Source organism: Poseidonibacter lekithochrous (genome assembly GCF_013283835.1).
Classification (GTDB): domain Bacteria; phylum Campylobacterota; class Campylobacteria; order Campylobacterales; family Arcobacteraceae; genus Poseidonibacter; species Poseidonibacter lekithochrous.
Genome location: NZ_CP054052.1, coordinates 47,692 through 64,870 on the forward strand (window position 1 = coordinate 47,692; position 17,179 = coordinate 64,870).

The following is a 17,179-nucleotide window of genomic DNA, read 5'->3' on the forward strand; positions in this document are numbered from 1 at the left end:
AAAAAACTATTAATTTCTTAATAGATCTTTTAAAGAATCCTGGGGACTCTTACCATCAAGAATAAGTTTTACTTCATTAGCAATTGGTGAATAAATATCATGTTCTTTAGATAAGTTATAAATAGCCTCACTTGTTTTTACACCCTCAGCTACTTCTCCTAATTCTTCTAGGATATCTTCTAAACTTTTATTAGCTGCTAATCCAAGTCCTACTCTAAAGTTTCTACTCATTGTTGAGCTTGCAGTTAAAAATAGATCACCTGCTCCGCTTAAGCCTACAAATGATGATTTTTTTGCACCAAATTTTTTACCAAATCTTTGCATTTCTACAAGACCTCTTGAGATTAATGAAGCTTGAGCATTTTTACCAAGTTTTAGTCCTTCACAAATACCTGAAGCAATTGCTAATACATTTTTATATGCACCGGCAACTTCTGCACCAATTACATCAGCGCTATAGTATGTTTTGATAAAGTTTGGAAAAAATGGTTTAAATCCATCAAAGATTTTTTTTGAAGTTGAGTTTAAAACTAAAGCACAAGGTAAACCTTGAATAACTTCCGCTGCAAAAGAAGGTCCAGAAATAAATCCAATATTTGATTCTGGTACAAATTCTGAGTAGATTTCATTTAAGAACTCCCCAGATTTTGCTTCAATGCCCTTAGAAGCTACAAGTACTTTTTGTCCTTGATACTTGAAGTTTTCTTTTAACCAAGCTCTTATTTGTTGAGCTGGGATGGCTATTACTAAATATTCACAAGCCATTGCAGTTTCTAAATCAACGAAGTTTTCTATATCTCTTGTTGTTCTAGATGTAATTAAACATTTTTGTTTTTGGCTTAGGGCAAAATGAAGTGCTTGACCCCATTTACCTGCTCCAATTACTGCAATAGTGTTTTTATTCATAATGCCTCTTTAAATTAAGATAGTCTTTGTTTTAGTAATTCATTTACTTTAGCAGGATTTGCAGCACCTTTTGATGCTTTCATAGTTTGACCTACGAAGAAACCAATAAGTTTCTCTTTACCTGCTTTATATTGCTCTACTTTATCTTGATTTGCTGCAAGGATTCCATCAATGATTTCTAAGATAGCACCATCATCAGATACTTGTTTTAATCCAAGTTCATCAATTACTGCATCTACTTCAGTCTCTGGTTTTTCCATTAAGTAATCAAGTACTTCTTTTGCTGCTTTTCCTGAGATTGTTCCATCTTCAATAGCTTTAATCATTGTTGCTAATTTTTTAGCCCCAACTGGTGAGTTTTCAATAGAAACACCCTCTGCAAATCTAGATGGTAATTCAACAGTTAGCCATGTAGTAGCATTTTTACCTGTAATTCCCTCACTCATCATTTCATCAAAGAAGTTTGCAGTTTCTAAGTTTGCTGTAATAACTGATGCATCATATTCTTTGATACCGTAGTCTTTTACAAATCTTTCTTTTTTCTCATCTGGAAGTTCAGGAATTTTAGAGTATTTCTCCATCATTTCATCTGTAATAATAACTGGTAGTAAATCTGGATCTGGGAAGTATCTGTAATCAGCAGCATCTTCTTTCCCTCTCATAGATCTAGTTTCACCTTTTTCAGGATTAAATAGTCTTGTTTCTTGAACGATTTCAGTATCATGGATACCATCTTCCCAAGCTTCAATATGTCTATTTACTTCGTAGTGAATTGCTTTTTCGATGAACTTAAATGAGTTCATGTTTTTTATTTCACATCTTGTATTTAGGTTTGTAGCCCCATGAGGTCTAATAGATACGTTAACATCACATCTAAATGAGCCTTCTTGCATGTTAGCATCAGAAATACCTAAGTATCTTACAATTGAGTGAAGTTTTTTAAGATATAAAACAGCTTCTTCAGCAGATCTCATATCTGGTTCAGATACGATTTCTAAAAGAGGAGTTCCCGCTCTATTTAAATCAACTTGAGATCCTGAAGCACCATGTTTACTTTTACCAGCGTCATTCTCTAAGTGTGCTCTTGTTACACCAATTGTTTTTTGCTTTCCATCTGGGAAATCAATAGTTAATTCACCAAGACCAACAACAGGTACTTCGAATTGAGAGATTTGGTATCCATTAGGTAAATCAGGGTAGAAGTAATTTTTTCTATTAAATATAGATTTTTGGTTAATTTCTGATTTTAATGCAGTACCTAACATAATTGCTTTATGAACTGCTTCTTTATTTAATACAGGAAGTGCTCCTGGTAATCCTAAACAAGTTGGACATACATTCGTATTTGGTTCTTCCCCAAAACTTGTTGCACAAGAACAAAAAAGTTTAGAATTTGTATTTAATTGAACGTGAACTTCTAATCCAATAATTACTTCAAACATATCTGACATTTATTTCCTTTTATCTTACTATTTTTATATCTGCTGTTAATTTTTCTTTTTCGAAATAATCTTTAAGATATTTCTTTTCTCTTACACTCATAATATCAGTGAAAATTTTAGATTTAACTGTTTCATAATCTAAAATTGAAGTACCTTCTTTTTTGATGATGTATAAAGCGTTATAAGCTCTACTTGCTGTGAATACAGGAGTGAAACTTCCTACTTTTGTATTATTTAAAAGATATTGTAACTGAGGGTCTAAATCTTTCATTGTTAATGATAAAGTAGTTCTTTTTACATCTGCTGGTACTAATAAAGGATTTTTGATAGTATTTAATAATACACCTTTATTTCTTGCTGCATATTGTACTAACTCAACTGTTTTAGCTGTTGCAAATTTCTTTTGATTATTTTCATAATAAATCTTCATATCATCGTCATTTGCAATTTTTAATTGACCTTTTACTATTTTTGTTAATAGTTTTTGTCTAATTACTGCGCTTTTTGCTTCTTTTTCAAATATTGAATAATCTGAATATCTTTGTTTAATGATTGATTTGAATGCGTATACATCCATTCCATTACTAGCTGCTAGTTTTTCAATATATGCGTTTACATCGAAAACATCTGCTGTGATATTATTCTTTTTAACTAATTGTTTATAAAGAACTTTGTCTACTAATAAACTAATTGCTTGGTTTTTATTTACTTTATTTTCAACCATTGCATTGTCTATATCAAAAAGTGTGATTGGGTCGTCATTTACCACTATTGCTACACCATTAACTAAGCCAGCTAATGAGAAAGTAGAAGCTAAAATCAGAGATAATAAAAGTTTATACATTAATAATCCTTATTTATAAAACAGACATTTTACCAAAAAAATGGTAAATATCTGTTTGTACTAAAAAAGATTATGAATTTTTAGGGCTTGTAACTTGATTTATAAGATAGAAAATAGAGTTATAATCTAATCCTGATTCAGCACTTAATCCAATTTCACAAGTTTTAGAAGTTGAAAATGCCATTTTCGCACCACTTGTTTGAGTCTTTAAATTTCTTAGTGCTGACTTGTTTAATTCAGGGAAATTAAATCCTCTATCCCCTGCAAATCCACAACATTTTACATCTGCTGGGATAATTACATTTGATGAACACATTGATGCTAATTGTCTAAACTTATCATCTAGTCCCATTTTTCTTGATGAACAAGTTGTATGAATTGTAATTGGTTCATTTATTTGTTCAAAATCTAGGTCTTTACTTAGGTATTCCATAGCAAATTCAATTGGTTCATAAATATCCATATCACTTGCAAAGGCTTCCATCATTTTTTTAGTACATGGACTTGTATCACATAATATTGGATAAGCACCAAATTCACTAGCTTCTAATAAAGCTTTTTCTAATTGAGTTGATTTTCTCTTAGATGCTTCATTGAATCCTTTTGAAGAGAATGGCATACCACAACATAAGTCTCCTAAGTTTTCAGGGAAAACAATTTGGTAACCAGCTTTTTGTAATAATTCAACTGTTACCTCAAATAATTGTTTCTCTTCCTTACTCATTGAGCTAAGACCCATTGATCTATTGATACATGATGGGAAGTAAACAACTTTTTTATCACTTACTTTTTGCTCAAATTTTGTACTAATATTAATAGCTTTTGGCATAGCTGGTGTCCATTTAGCTGTACTTCCATTTGTCCAAGATCTAACTGTATCAGCTACACTTTCCATACTGCCAGTACCAAGAAGTTTGTGGGCTATATTTGCTCCACCTAAACCAAATCTAACACCACTTAATGTTGTAGAGAAGTTTTTGGCTACAAAATTAGCAACTCCCTTTGCACTAGAACTATTTTGTTCTGCTCTTAGGTGTTTAGTTAATGAACCTGTATCAATTTTAACTGGACAGGCACTTGAACATAAAGAACATGTTGCACATGTTTCAATACCATCGTATTGGTATAAATCTCTGTACTCTTTTGCTTCATCAAACTCGCCAGCTCGCTCAAGTCTTGAAATCTCTCTATTGATTACAATTCTTTGTCTAGGAGTTAAAGTAATGTCATTTGATGGACATGTAGGCTCACAGAATCCACACTCAATACATTTATCAACAATTTCATTTGTTGCTGGCATTGATTTTAAATTTTTAAGATGAGCTTCTGCGTCATCATTGATTATAACACCTGGGTTTAATAAACCTTTTGGATCGAATAAACATTTGATTCTTTGCATCATTGAATAAGCAGTTTTACCCCACTCTACTTCAATAAACGCAGCCATATTTCTACCAGTTCCATGTTCAGCTTTTAATGAACCTTGATACTTAACAGCTACAGAATTTACAACATCATTCATAAATTCATCATATCTTTTAACTTCACTTTCAATTGAGAAGTCTTGTGTAAATACAAAGTGGAAGTTTCCTTCTAGCGCATGTCCAAAGATTAATGCTTCTGAATAATCATGTTTTTTAAATAACTCTTGAAGCTCTAATGTGGCTTCTGCAAGAACTTCAATAGGATAAGCAACATCTTCAATAATAACTGTTGTTCCTACTTCTCTAACTGCTCCTACTGCTGGGAATAAACCTTTTCTAATTTTCCAGTATAAAGTATATTCAGCAATATTTTTTGTAAAGTAAATATCTCTTACAACATCAAATTCTTCTAATAATTCTTCAAGCTCTGAAATTTGAGTATCTAAGGCATTTTGATCTTTTGCTCTTGTTTCAACTAATAAAGCTGTTACGTTTTTATCAAATGATTTAATAAAATCAGGCATTGCAGGATCGTTTTCAATAGAAGCTAATCCTGCTCTATCCATTAATTCAACTGCATCAACAGTAATTTTTCCTGCTTCTTTTGCAAGTTTTAATTTTGTAACTGCATTACAGGCTTCTTTTACGTCTTTGAAATACATAAGTGCTGAGGCTTTATCTTTTAAATCTTCAACTGTATAATAAGTAATTTCTTCAATAAAGGCTAAAGTTCCCTCAGAACCTATAATTAAGTGTTGTAAAATATCAAATTCATCATCAAAATCAATTAATGAATTTAATGAGTAACCACATGTATTTTTGATTTTGAATTTTCGCTCAATTTTTGCTCTTAATTCTTCATCATTTACTGTTTCACTAGCAATTTGTTTTAAGTCAGATAAAAAGTCTTTATGAGTTAATCTAAACTCTTTTTTACTATTCTCGCAACCTGTATCAAGTTTTGTTCCATCGCTGAAAATTAACTTCATAGATTTTAATGTTTTATATGAATTTTGAGAAATACCACAACACATACCCGAGGCATTATTTGCAGCAATTCCACCAATCATAGCAGCATTAATACTTGCTGGATCTGGACCAATTTTTTTCCCATAAGGGGCTAATAAATTATTTGTTTGAGCACCGGTTAGTGCTGGTTCTAATGAAATTTCACTTTTATCATCAGAAATTCTAAAATTAGAGAATTTTCTTGAAGTGATAATTAAAATTGAATCACTAATAGCTTGCCCTGAAAGTGAAGTTCCAGCAGCTCTAAAAGTAATACTTAATTCCATTTCATTTGCTAATTCAATAATAGTTTGAACTTCGCTAGCGTTATCAGTTTTGATAACTATCTTAGGAATTAACCTATAAAAAGAGGCATCTGTTCCATACGCTAATGTATGTAACTTGTCTGTAAAAATATTCTCAGGAGATATTTTTGTACTAATTTGATCATGAAATTTCTGATACTTAGCTTCTAACATTTGTAATCCTTTTGGTAATTATATTATATATTTAAAAAAAAGATATCCACTATTCTAGTCTAGGTACTGTATAAATTCTTTGTTGAGGATCATAAATAAATGCAAACATTTTATCGCTTGCTTTATATATAATTGTTGATATTAGTTTTTGTAAGTCTTTTTTCATAGGTTAACTCCTATATAAAAAGTAAAAGAAGAAGCCTTCTTTTACTTAATATTTCTATCCCGAAGCGCTTGGATTAATTCCGAAGAATTCTGGATAGAATGCTATTAACATTAATACTACAATCTGAATTGCAATAAATGGAATAACACCTTTATAGATTTGTATTGTTCTAACAGTTGCTGGAACTACCCCTTTTAAGTAGAATAGGGAGAATCCAAACGGCGGTGTTAAGAACGATGTTTGTAAGTTCATTGCAATTAAAATTGCGAACCATACAGGGTTAATATCTAAGTTTGCTGCAATTGGAACTAAGATAGGAACGATAATATATGAAATCTCAACGAAGTCAATAAAGAATCCTAAAACTAAAATTGCTAACATTGTGAAGATAATGAATCCCCATTTCTCATCACCAGGTAAGCTTAACATGAAGTGTTCAACTAACTCTTCTCCACCAGTATAAGTAAATACCATTGAGAATGCAGTCGCACCAATTAAGATACCAAATACCATAGATGTAATTTTTACAGATTCTAATGCTGCATCTTTAACCATTCCAATATTGAATGATTTATAAAGAATTGCTAATCCAATTGCACCTAAACAACCAACTGCTGAAGACTCAGTAGGAGTTGCAATACCTGCAAAAATTGAACCTAAAACACAAAGAATTAGTGCTAATGATGGAATAATATCAATTAAAGCTCTTAATACTTGTTTACCTTTTGAACCTCTTGAAGGATCAGCAGGAATTGCAGGAGCCATATCTTTATTTAAATATGAAACAATAACAATATATAAAATATATGCACCAACTAAGGCTAAACCTGGCCAGATTGCTGCTTTAAATAAATCACCTACTGGAACTTGGAAAACATCACCTAAGATAATTAAAACAATCGAAGGAGGAATAATTTGACCTAATGTTCCAGAAGCACAGATCGTACCTGTTGCTAATTGTGTATTATATTTGTACTTCATCATTACTGGAAGTGAAATAACACCCATTGCAACAACAGAAGCTCCAACAACACCAGTTGATGCTGCTAATAATGAACCAACAAGTACAGTTGAAATTGCAACTCCACCTCTGATTTCACCAAATAAGAATCCCATTGATTCTAATAATCTCTCAGCTAAACCTGTTTTTTGTAAAACAATACCCATAAAAATGAACATTGGAACTGCCATAAGAATTGTATTTTGCATAATTGACATGATTCTAAAAGGCATGAAGTCAAACATTGCTACACCTTCTTCGATTCCTTCGAATAAGGCAACTTCTATACCATCGTCAAAACCAATTTCAACAATTCCTGCTATAAGACCGAATAATACTGATACTGCTGCAAATGTAAATGCTACTGGAAAACCAAATAATAGCATTATAAGCGCAGTAAAGAACATAATTATACCAATCATTTGTTTTCTCCTTCTTCAATATTATTTTTGTGATCTGCAATATCTTTTCTTAAATGCTCGATCTCGTGATCTAGGTCATTTCCACCATATGAATGTAAACCTTTATATACATTTAGGTTCTTAATAAAGAAACCAATTGATGTAATAATAAGTAAGAAAAATGATAATGGAATTAATGATTTAACTAACCATCTATTTGTTAACCCACCTGGATCACCACTTTGTTCACCTGATTCAAATGCTTCAATTACATAATCAATTGAACCCGTACCAATTAATAAAGAAATTGGTAAAATAAATAAAACTACACCAACCATGTTGATAACAGCTTTTTTCTTATCATTTAATGTATCGTAGATTAAATCCACTCTAACGTGACCATCTTCTTTTAATGTATATGCTATACCTAAAAGAATAATTACAGAGAATAAGTGCCACTCCATCTCTTGCATTGCAATACTTCCTGATCTGAAGAAGTATCTCATGATTACATCGTAAAAAACATTTAAAATCATTAGCACCATTGTAAATGCAGTAATGTATCCTATGATGTCGGCGAATCTATCGAAACCCTTTTCTAGTTTTAACAACATGAAAATCCTTTTGAAATTATGAATAAGTCAAATAAACATAGAGTCATTTTTATATTTACTAAACCTATTATACTGTATGTATGAGTTTCTAACTCCCAAGAAGTGGGAGTTAGAGTTTACTTATTAGAATTATATCTTATAAGTTATCTTTTAAGTATAAGTAGTCAGACATTTTAGTCCACTCTCTAGCTTTCTTTTGGTAAGCTGATTGAGAATCTAAAATTTCTTTTAATAATGGTTGACCTTTTGTTTTTTCAACTAATAATTCACTATTAGCTTTTTTCATAGCGTCCATTACTGGTTTTGGGAAAGTTTTGATTTTGATATTTGGGTAATCAGTTTCAATTTTCGACCAAGCGTTAGCACTCATATGGTAATTTTGAATATACATATCATATGCAGATACTCTCATAGCTGTAACTAAGATTTTTTGTAAATCTTTTGGTAATTTCTTATATTTTCTTTCGTTAACTAAGAATTGTAACTCTGTACCTGGTTCGTGCCATCCAGTATAGTAGTATGGTGCAATTTTATTGAATCCCATTTTGATGTCCATTCCAGGTCCAACCCATTCAAGTGCATCAATAGTACCTCTTTCTAGTGATGTATATAACTCACCAGATGCGATATTAGTAACTGTTAATCCTAATGAAGCCATAACTTCACCAGCAAATCCAGGAATTCTCATTTTAAGACCTTTTAAATCATCAACAGTCTTAATTTCTTTTCTGAACCATCCACCCATTTGATTTCCAGTGTTTCCACCAGGGAATGATAATACTTTATGTTTCTTGTATGCTTTTTTCATTAAGTCCATACCACCACCGTAGTAGAACCATGCGTATTGCTCAGGAGCTGTCATACCAAATGGCATAGTTGTAAATGGTAAAGTATTAATGTCTTTACCTTTCCAGTAATATGATGCAGAGTGACCCATATCATATTGACCACCTTTAACCATATCTAAAATACCAAGTGCAGCTTTGTGTTTGTTTGAAGCATCAACTCTGATTTTTAATCTTCCATCAGACATCTCTTCTACCATTTTAGCCATATTTCTTGGCGCATCAATAAACGGTGTTAGAGTTGAACCCCATGTAGTAGCAAGTTTCCATTTATAAACTTTATCTTTTGCCATTGCCGAAGTAGCTAATCCAGCAACAAGTGCAGAAGTTACAAGTAACTTTGTAGTTGTTTTTAACATCATCATTCTCTCCTTTGATTTGTTATATTTCAATTCTAACGACAAGAAATGATATTGATATGATATTTTTATCATATAAATACATAATATTCTATATTAATATTATTGGTTACATGACATCTTTTTATCATTATTTATAAGTACTATTTGATAAATATAAGAAGGTTAAATATGAAAAGAGTTATTATTATCGGTGCTAGTTATGCAGGACTTTATGCCTTAAAAGAATTATCGAAGAATAAAAATATAGAAATTTTGTTGTTTGATAAAAAGGATTATCATTATATACAAGTTGAGTCTTATGGCTTTGTAGCTACAAAATATAGTATTTCAGATGTAACAATAAATATTAACAAGTATATAGATGATCTAAATTCAGATATTGAATTTTATCAAGAAGAAATTATATCTTTCAATTCAGACACAAAAGAAGTTGTTTCTTCTAATGATATAACTTATAAGTACGATGAGTTAATTATTGCTACTGGATCTCTAACTAACTTTCCTCCTCAAGTTCCTAGTATTCAAAAGTATTCAAAAGGAATTAAAACACTTCAAAAAGCCTGTATGGTTAATCAATCTTTTGATTCTATTATTAATAGTTCTGTTTTAAAAGAAAAGAATATGAATAATATGCCTTATAATATTGTTATTGGAGGAGCAGGTCTTTCTGGTGTTGAAGTAGCAGCTGAAATGGCAGCACTTCTAAAAGACAAATATGCTTTTTTAAATAATGACTCTTCTAATATAAATGTATTCATTGTAGATGGTATGAAAACTGTTCTACCTAATATGGATGAAAGATTAATTGATGCTTGTGAAAAAAGACTAGATAATTTAAATATTAAAACTTATCTAGGATCTTTTATTAATAATGTAGATGAAAACTCAATTTATCTAAATGATGGAACTATAATAGATTATGATTCTTTTATTTTTACTGGTGGAATTAAAGCAGTTACTATTAATTCAAATAAAGAGTATAAAGTTAATAAACTAAATCAATATCTTGTAAATAAATATCTACAATTAAAAGGTGAAAAAAATATCTTTGTAATTGGAGATGCTGCAGAAGTAATACATGACAATAAATATGTTGCTCCAACAGCACAACTTGCAATCCAAGCAGGAATATATGTTGCAAAGTTTATAAAAAATGATTTATCATATAAATATAATGAAGCCTTTATTCCTAAATCGAATGGTGTATTAATATCATTAGGTGGATCTTATGCAATTGGATTAGTCTTTAATAAACTATTTATCAAAGGTTATATGGCACATAAATTAAAACATTTTGTTACTTACATGCATAAGTCAAAGTTTAAAAAAATTAGAGCAAGTTAGGTTTTTATTGCCATGATTTTGTCATCTTATACATATATACTAATTTAAATAAAAAATTGGAGAGAAGAAAATGTCTAAATTAATTGCCTTTGATACACTATTGTTAGAAGATATAAAAAGAGGAATGGAAGTTAGTTATACTCAAACTATAACAGACTGTGATATTAAAACTTTTGCAGGTCTTTCAGGAGATCATAACCCTGTTCATATTAGTGATGAATATGCAAAAAATACTAGATGGGAAAGAAGAATTGCCCATGGATTAATATCTGTATCTTTCTTTTCTGGTTTAATGGGTACAAAACTTCCAGGTATTGGTTGTGTTTGGGTTTCTCAAACTATAAAATTTTTAAAGCCTGTATATATTGGAGATACTGTTACTGCAAAATTAATAGTAACTGATATTGATATTGAAAGAAGAAGAGTCTTTTTACAATCTATTTGTATAGTAAAAGGTGAAATCGTTATTGATGGTGAATCAGAAGCCTTTGTTCCAAAACAGTAAAATATAATTTATTATCTTTTTATAAAAAAGCTATAAATTTTAAAGTATTTATAGCTTTACCTCCCTATATATCACCCTGTTTAACTTTTTTAAAACTTATTTTTATTATAAAAAAGAATTATATCCTTTATTAAAAAAAAACTTTCATTATCATTAAATTGTCATCTTTTCCAAATATACTTTTTTAAATTAATAAGGAGAGAGATATGAATATTAATTTAATTATTACAGCTACGAAAAGGATTTTTTATGCCAATGTATAAGAGAAAAGATGGTGAAGAACAACCTTGTTGGCCTTTAGGTCCTTTTAAAATTAGACTTCCTTTTGTACATTATAAATGGGAAGTACCTGAGATGATGCAGGGATTTTTTATGTTCGTTGTAAGTTTAGCAATGATTCCATTGTTAGAAACTTATTTAGGTATGCCTTATGAAGCAGCACTAGCATTTACCTTTATTGCAGGAATTGGATATATCCTTCCTTCTCTTTTAGGAGTTCCATTAGTTCCGGGTTGGATTACCCCAGCTATTCCAGTTGTTTTACTTTATTTAAAAGGTTTTGAACCAGGACCTGAAGCTATTAAGGCTATGTTTGCTTTACAAATTGAAGTAACACTTATCTTTTTAATTTTAGGAGTTACTAGACTTGGAAGTAAATTAGTTAATGCAATTCCAAACTCATTAAAATCTGGAGTAATTATTGGAGCGGGTATTGCAGCACTTATGGGTGAATTAAAAGTTGGTGGAAGAATTGATGTAACACCTATTTCAATTATAATAGGTTCATTAGTTTCTGCATATGTATTATTTTCATTATCATTTAAAAATGTAATCCAAAATAATCCTTTTGCAAAACAAATTGCAAACTTTGGATTAGTATCTGGAATGATTATTGCTATTTTTGTTGGTTGGGCAGTTGGTGAATATCCATTACCTAATATTGAAATGGGAATTACTCAACCTGATTTTGCATTAATGTGGAACTATTTAGTATTTGCAAATGGTTTACCATCATATGATATTTTCTTATTAGCAATTCCTACAGCTTTAATTGCTTATGTAATAGCATTTGGTGATATTATCATTGGATTTACTTTAGTTAAAAGAGTAGATCATATTAGACAAGATGAAAAAATTGAAGAAAATGTTGATAGAGTTCATTTAGTTACAGCTATTAGAAATGGACTACATGCTTTCTTTGCTCCTTGGCCTGGATTATCGGGACCATTATTTACAGCAGCTCATGCAACAGTAGCTGAGCGATATGCAATGGGTAAAAAATCTATGGATTCTATTTATAGTGGTGGAGGAACGTTCTGGATTAGTGGAATGTTAGCTTTATTTATGTTGCCACTAGTGACTTTCTTTAAACCAGTACTTCCTATTGCTTTATCACTTACTTTAATTCTTACAGCATATATTTGTATTTTAGTTGGGATGGAGCAGTTAAAGAACTCTACTGAGAGAGGAGTTGCGGGTATTGTTGCAATTACTTTATCTATGCCTGATCCAAAATCTACTTTATATGCCGTAGTTATTGGACTAATATTATATTTCTTATTAGAGAGACCAAAACTTTTAGGAAAACATGACAATGGTGAAAGTATTCTTTTAGGAGATGATCCTGAACCAGAAGTAGCACCTATTAAAGTTAAAAATAATTCTTAACAAATATTAAAAGAGTACCTATCTTAGGTACTCTTTATAGCTCAATTCTTTTTTTTATTAAAAAATTCTCTTTTTATTTTATACCTTTTTATTTTCTAATTATTCCCCTTGATGACATTTTTATGTCATCTTTTCCAAATATACTATTTTATATTAAACAACTAGGAGCGAATGATGAATTTTGAATTAAGTGAGGATCACAACGTATTAATAGACAGTCTTAAAGACTTTGTTGATAATGAGATAAAACCTATTGCGGTAGAGATTGATGAGAAACACGAAATCCCTTCATCTTTAATTTCACAAATGAGTGAACTAGGATTTATGGGTACTTATATTCCTGAAGAGTATGGTGGTGCTGGAATGGATTACTTCTCTTATATTTTAACAGTTGCAGAAGTATCAAAAGCTTGTGCTTCAACAGGCGTTTTAATTGCTGCTCATACTTCATTATGTTGTGGACCAATTTTATCTTATGGAACACAAGAGCAAAAGAAGAAATATCTTCCAGACTTAGCAAGTGGTGAAAAAATTGGTTGTTTCTTACAAACTGAACCAAATGCTGGTAGTGATGTATCTAATATTGATACTAAATATAAAGAAGAAGATGATTGTTATGTAATCACTGGATCAAAAATCTTTATTACAAATGGTGCATATAAAGGTACTGGAATTGTAATTGCTACAAAAGACAAAACTTTAGGACATAAAGGTTTATCTGCTTTTATTGTTGATTTATCAACTCCTGGTGTAGAAGTTACTAAAAATGAAGTAAAAATGGGAATTAGAGGAAGTTACACAACAGCTTTTGGTCTTGATGGTGTAAAAGTTCCTAAAGAAAATATGTTAGGAAAAGAAGGTGATGGTTTTAAAATTGCTATGGAAACTCTAAATGCTGGAAGAATCAGTATTGGAGCACAAGCCTTAGGTATTGCAGAAGGTGCATTAGAAAAATCAGTGGAATATACACTAGAGAGAAAACAATTTAATAAACCTCTTGCAGCATTTCAAGCAGTATCTATGAAACTAGCAGAAATGAAACTAAGAATTGAGCAAAGTAAAATTTTAATTTATAAAGCTGCTTGGTTAAAAGAGAATAACAAACCTTATATTATGGAATCAGCAATGGCAAAACTATCTGCCTCTGAAACAGCAACATTTGTTACTAAAGATGCAATTCAAGTTCATGGTGGATATGGATTTATTTGTGAATATGAAGTTGAGAGAATGTATAGAGATGCAAAAATTACAGAGATATATGAAGGTACTAGTGAAATACAACGTGTGATTATTGGAAAAATGTTGTTTAACTAGAAAAAATAAAAATAAAAGATTTAATGAATAGATTTACGTGGGGAGAATTATGGAAAATACTAATGAAATAACTAGAGAAGTATATTGGAATGTGGGGAATAATGCCACTACTATTGGACTAATGTATTTTTTTACTTTTTTATCAATGGGATTACTAGTATATCTTTTTTACAAAAGATACAAGGTATACCAATTAGGAAGACCTTTAAATAGAACAGACAATATGGGTCAAAGAGTTAAGTATATGCTTACAAATATGATGGGTCAAATAAGAGTTAAAAGAAATAGTAGACCTGGAATTGCTCATAGTATATTCTTTTGGTCGTTTATAGTTTTATTTATTGGAACATTTTTAGTATTTATCCAAGCAGACATAACAAATCTTTTATTTGATTATGTTTTTCTAAAAGGTGATTTCTACAAAATTTATTCATTGTCTTTAGATATTGCAGGTTTTGTTGGAATTATTATGATGACAGCATTATTTGTAAGAAGATTTGTTTTTAGACCTAAAAATCTAATTACTTCAAGAGATGACACAATTATTCATATTCTTTTATATGTAATCTTAATCACTGGATTTCTAATTGAAGGTGTGAGAATGGCTGCTACGGAGCTTATAACTAATCCTGAATGGATGATTTTCTCACCAATTGGTATGATTATTGCAAATATGCTTTCAGAAGTAGCTTCATCTACTTTATTACTTTCTCACAAAATATTATGGTGGTTTCATCTTTTTATTGTTCTTGCCTTTTTTGTGGTAATTCCTTTAACAAAATTAAGACATATGTTTACAATTACTGCAAACTATGTATTTAAAGATAATGGTCCTACTGGAAAATTAGTAACTTTAGATATGGAAGATGAAAATGTTGAGTCTTTTGGAGCTTCAACTGTAAAAGATCTTACATGGAAAGATATCTTCGATGTAGACGCATGTATTAGTTGTAACAGATGTGAAGATATCTGTCCTGCTAATGCTACTGGTAAACCTTTATCTCCTATGAGTGTAATTCATAAAATAGGGGATGCTGCTTTTAATGATCCAGATAGAAATTTAGTTGAAGATATTGGACAAGATGCTATTTGGTCATGTACAACATGTAGAGCATGTGAGGACATCTGTCCTTCAGGAAATGAGCATGTAAGTAAAATCGTAGATATTAGAAGAAACCTTGTTTTAATGGAAGGTGAATTTGCTGGTGAAGAAGTAATGAAAGCTATGGACAATGTTGAAGTAAACGGAAATCCTATGGGATTAGCCCTAGCTTCAAGAGGAGATTGGACTGAGGGATTAGATGTTGTAATTATGGGTGATTCAACAGATGTTTTAATAAATCCAGTTGATGTTCTTTATTATGTTGGTTGTTATGCTTCATTTGATGCAAGAAACCAAAAGATTGCAAGAAACTTTGTTGAAATTTGTAATGCTTCAGGTATTAAAGTAGGAATTTTAGGAAAAGAAGAAAAATGTTGTGGTGAGCCTATTCGTAAGATGGGTAATGAATATTTATACCAAGAATTAGCAAAAGAAAATATTGAAAATCTTCATAAATATAATGTTTTAAAAATCGTAACTACTTGTCCACATTGTTTTAATACTTTGAATAAAGATTATAGGGATTTAGGTTTAGAAACAGAAGTAGAACACTATACCGTTTTCCTTGATAGATTAGAAAAGCAAAAACGTATTCCAATGGAAGAAAAAGAGTTTGATTGTACGTATCATGACTCTTGTTATTTAGTTAGACACAATGATATTGATTCAGAACCTAGATCTCTTTTAGACTCAGCTGGGGCAAATATCATTGAAATGGCAAAAAGTAAAAAAGATACTTCTTGTTGTGGTGCTGGTGGAGGAAGAATCCTTGCCGAAGAACACCTAGGAAATAAGAAAATCAATGTTGATAGAGTGAATATGGCACAAGAAACAGGTGCTCCTACTTTAATTTCTAACTGTCCTTTCTGTCTTACAATGTTTGAAGATGGAATTAAAATGGCAGATTGTGAAGATAGTTTAGTTGTAAAAGATTTATCAGAAATTATAGTTGAAAGACTAAAAAAATAAAAAGGATATATAGATGAAAGTACTTGTATGTATTAAACAAGTTCCAGATATGGAATCAAAATTTAAAGTAAATGCTCAAAATAATTGGTTTGATGAAAATGATTTAGCTTATCGTATAAATGAATATGATGAATATGCTATTGAACAAGCTGTTCAATTAAAAGAGCAATTATCAGATGTAGATGTTACTGTTTTATGTGTAGGTCCTGCAAGAGTAAAAGAAGCTATAAAAAAAGCCTTAGCAATGGGGTGTGATAGAGCTGTTCATATTGAGGATACAGAGTCTTATATAAAAGATTCATCTCAAGTTGCTAGTTTAATTGCTGATTTTGCTAAAGATAAAAGCTATGACATTATCTTCACTGGAATGCAGTCACAAGATAGAGGTTCTGCTCAAGTTGGAGTTATCGTTTCTGAGTTATTAAATATTGCTTGTGTATCTACCATTGCAGATTTTGAATATAACGAAGGAATTACAGTTAAAAGAGAGCTCGAAGGTGGATTAAAATCTATTATCAAAGTAGATACTCCTGTTGTATTAACTTGCCAGTTAGGTCTTAATACTCCAAGATACCCTACTTTACCTAATATTATGAAAGCAAAAAAGAAAGAACTAATAACTATTGATAGTTTGGAATTATCAAGTAGTGATAGTTTAAATGAAACACTTAATTTTTATTATCCACAAAAAAGTGGTGGTAGCCTTATTTTAGAAGGTGATGTTCCAGAGCTTGCAGATAAATTAATTGCAATATTAAAAGAAAAAACTTCGGTTCTTTAGAAAGG

13 protein-coding genes are annotated in these 17,179 nt (G+C 30.6%); 6 read left to right on the top strand and 7 right to left on the bottom strand.

Annotated elements, in window-relative coordinates; translation table 11 throughout:
• Positions 1 to 9: 9 nt before the first annotated feature.
• The 7 genes from ALEK_RS00265 to ALEK_RS00295 all read right to left on the bottom strand — a co-directional run bounded on the left by ALEK_RS00265 (position 10) and on the right by ALEK_RS00295 (position 9,488).
• Positions 10 to 906 (bottom strand): NAD(P)H-dependent glycerol-3-phosphate dehydrogenase, encoded by an 897-nt coding sequence (locus ALEK_RS00265; protein WP_071626587.1) that lies wholly within the window; start codon positions 904 to 906, stop codon positions 10 to 12.
• A 14-nt stretch (positions 907 to 920) separates the two neighbouring features.
• Positions 921 to 2,348 (bottom strand): Asp-tRNA(Asn)/Glu-tRNA(Gln) amidotransferase subunit GatB, encoded by a 1,428-nt coding sequence (gene gatB / locus ALEK_RS00270; protein ID WP_071626819.1) that lies wholly within the window; start codon positions 2,346 to 2,348, stop codon positions 921 to 923.
• A gap of 19 nt (positions 2,349 to 2,367) precedes the next feature.
• The gene (locus ALEK_RS00275) at positions 2,368 to 3,192 is read right to left on the bottom strand and encodes a SurA N-terminal domain-containing protein (protein ID WP_071626588.1); all 825 of its coding nucleotides are present in this window, start codon (positions 3,190 to 3,192) and stop codon (positions 2,368 to 2,370) included.
• A gap of 70 nt (positions 3,193 to 3,262) precedes the next feature.
• Positions 3,263 to 6,103: an FAD-binding and (Fe-S)-binding domain-containing protein gene (locus ALEK_RS00280; protein ID WP_071626589.1), complete on the bottom strand. Its 2,841-nt coding sequence runs from the start codon at positions 6,101 to 6,103 to the stop codon at positions 3,263 to 3,265.
• 220 nt (positions 6,104 to 6,323) lie between these two features.
• The gene (locus tag ALEK_RS00285; protein WP_071626590.1) at positions 6,324 to 7,691 is read right to left on the bottom strand and encodes a TRAP transporter large permease; all 1,368 of its coding nucleotides are present in this window, start codon (positions 7,689 to 7,691) and stop codon (positions 6,324 to 6,326) included.
• Entirely contained in the window at positions 7,688 to 8,284 is a 597-nt protein-coding gene (locus ALEK_RS00290; protein ID WP_071626591.1) for a TRAP transporter small permease subunit, read from the bottom strand. Before ALEK_RS00290 ends, ALEK_RS00285 begins: the two co-directional genes overlap by 4 nt.
• 136 nt (positions 8,285 to 8,420) lie before the next feature.
• Positions 8,421 to 9,488 (bottom strand): TRAP transporter substrate-binding protein, encoded by a 1,068-nt coding sequence (locus tag ALEK_RS00295; protein ID WP_197950375.1) that lies wholly within the window; start codon positions 9,486 to 9,488, stop codon positions 8,421 to 8,423.
• Positions 9,489 to 9,659: 171 nt separating this feature from the next.
• On the opposite strand from ALEK_RS00295, the gene ALEK_RS00300 reads away from it, so the two are divergent.
• From ALEK_RS00300 to ALEK_RS00325, 6 genes are all read left to right on the top strand, one after another.
• Positions 9,660 to 10,835, top strand: coding sequence for an NAD(P)/FAD-dependent oxidoreductase (locus ALEK_RS00300; RefSeq protein ID WP_071626593.1), 1,176 nt, complete (start codon positions 9,660 to 9,662; stop codon positions 10,833 to 10,835).
• Positions 10,836 to 10,905: 70 nt separating this feature from the next.
• Positions 10,906 to 11,340, top strand: coding sequence for a MaoC family dehydratase (locus ALEK_RS00305; RefSeq protein ID WP_071626594.1), 435 nt, complete (start codon positions 10,906 to 10,908; stop codon positions 11,338 to 11,340).
• 249 nt (positions 11,341 to 11,589) lie between these two features.
• Positions 11,590 to 13,008 carry a permease family protein gene (locus ALEK_RS00310; RefSeq protein WP_071626595.1) on the top strand — a complete coding sequence of 473 codons (1,419 nt, stop codon included), beginning with the start codon at positions 11,590 to 11,592 and terminating at the stop codon, positions 13,006 to 13,008.
• Between the two features lie 174 nt (positions 13,009 to 13,182).
• Positions 13,183 to 14,322 carry an acyl-CoA dehydrogenase family protein gene (locus ALEK_RS00315; protein ID WP_071626596.1) on the top strand — a complete coding sequence of 380 codons (1,140 nt, stop codon included), beginning with the start codon at positions 13,183 to 13,185 and terminating at the stop codon, positions 14,320 to 14,322.
• Between the two features lie 49 nt (positions 14,323 to 14,371).
• Complete coding sequence (locus ALEK_RS00320; protein WP_071626597.1) at positions 14,372 to 16,393, top strand: heterodisulfide reductase-related iron-sulfur binding cluster; 2,022 nt, start codon at positions 14,372 to 14,374, stop codon at positions 16,391 to 16,393.
• 13 nt (positions 16,394 to 16,406) lie between these two features.
• Positions 16,407 to 17,174, top strand: a complete 768-nt coding sequence (locus tag ALEK_RS00325; protein WP_071626598.1) for an electron transfer flavoprotein subunit beta/FixA family protein — start codon at positions 16,407 to 16,409, stop codon at positions 17,172 to 17,174.
• The last annotated feature ends 5 nt before the right edge of the window (positions 17,175 to 17,179 follow it).

Coding starts and splice junctions, on each gene's coding strand:
- ALEK_RS00305 (WP_071626594.1), top strand. CDS start 10,906: ATGTCTAAATTAATTGCCTTTGATACACTATTGTTAGAAGATATAAAA.
- ALEK_RS00280 (WP_071626589.1), bottom strand. CDS start 6,103: ATGTTAGAAGCTAAGTATCAGAAATTTCATGATCAAATTAGTACAAAA.
- ALEK_RS00275 (WP_071626588.1), bottom strand. CDS start 3,192: ATGTATAAACTTTTATTATCTCTGATTTTAGCTTCTACTTTCTCATTA.
- ALEK_RS00310 (WP_071626595.1), top strand. CDS start 11,590: ATGCCAATGTATAAGAGAAAAGATGGTGAAGAACAACCTTGTTGGCCT.
- gatB (WP_071626819.1), bottom strand. CDS start 2,348: ATGTTTGAAGTAATTATTGGATTAGAAGTTCACGTTCAATTAAATACA.
- ALEK_RS00320 (WP_071626597.1), top strand. CDS start 14,372: ATGGAAAATACTAATGAAATAACTAGAGAAGTATATTGGAATGTGGGG.
- ALEK_RS00315 (WP_071626596.1), top strand. CDS start 13,183: ATGAATTTTGAATTAAGTGAGGATCACAACGTATTAATAGACAGTCTT.
- ALEK_RS00285 (WP_071626590.1), bottom strand. CDS start 7,691: ATGATTGGTATAATTATGTTCTTTACTGCGCTTATAATGCTATTATTT.
- ALEK_RS00295 (WP_197950375.1), bottom strand. CDS start 9,488: ATGTTAAAAACAACTACAAAGTTACTTGTAACTTCTGCACTTGTTGCT.
- ALEK_RS00265 (WP_071626587.1), bottom strand. CDS start 906: ATGAATAAAAACACTATTGCAGTAATTGGAGCAGGTAAATGGGGTCAA.
- ALEK_RS00290 (WP_071626591.1), bottom strand. CDS start 8,284: ATGTTGTTAAAACTAGAAAAGGGTTTCGATAGATTCGCCGACATCATA.
- ALEK_RS00325 (WP_071626598.1), top strand. CDS start 16,407: ATGAAAGTACTTGTATGTATTAAACAAGTTCCAGATATGGAATCAAAA.
- ALEK_RS00300 (WP_071626593.1), top strand. CDS start 9,660: ATGAAAAGAGTTATTATTATCGGTGCTAGTTATGCAGGACTTTATGCC.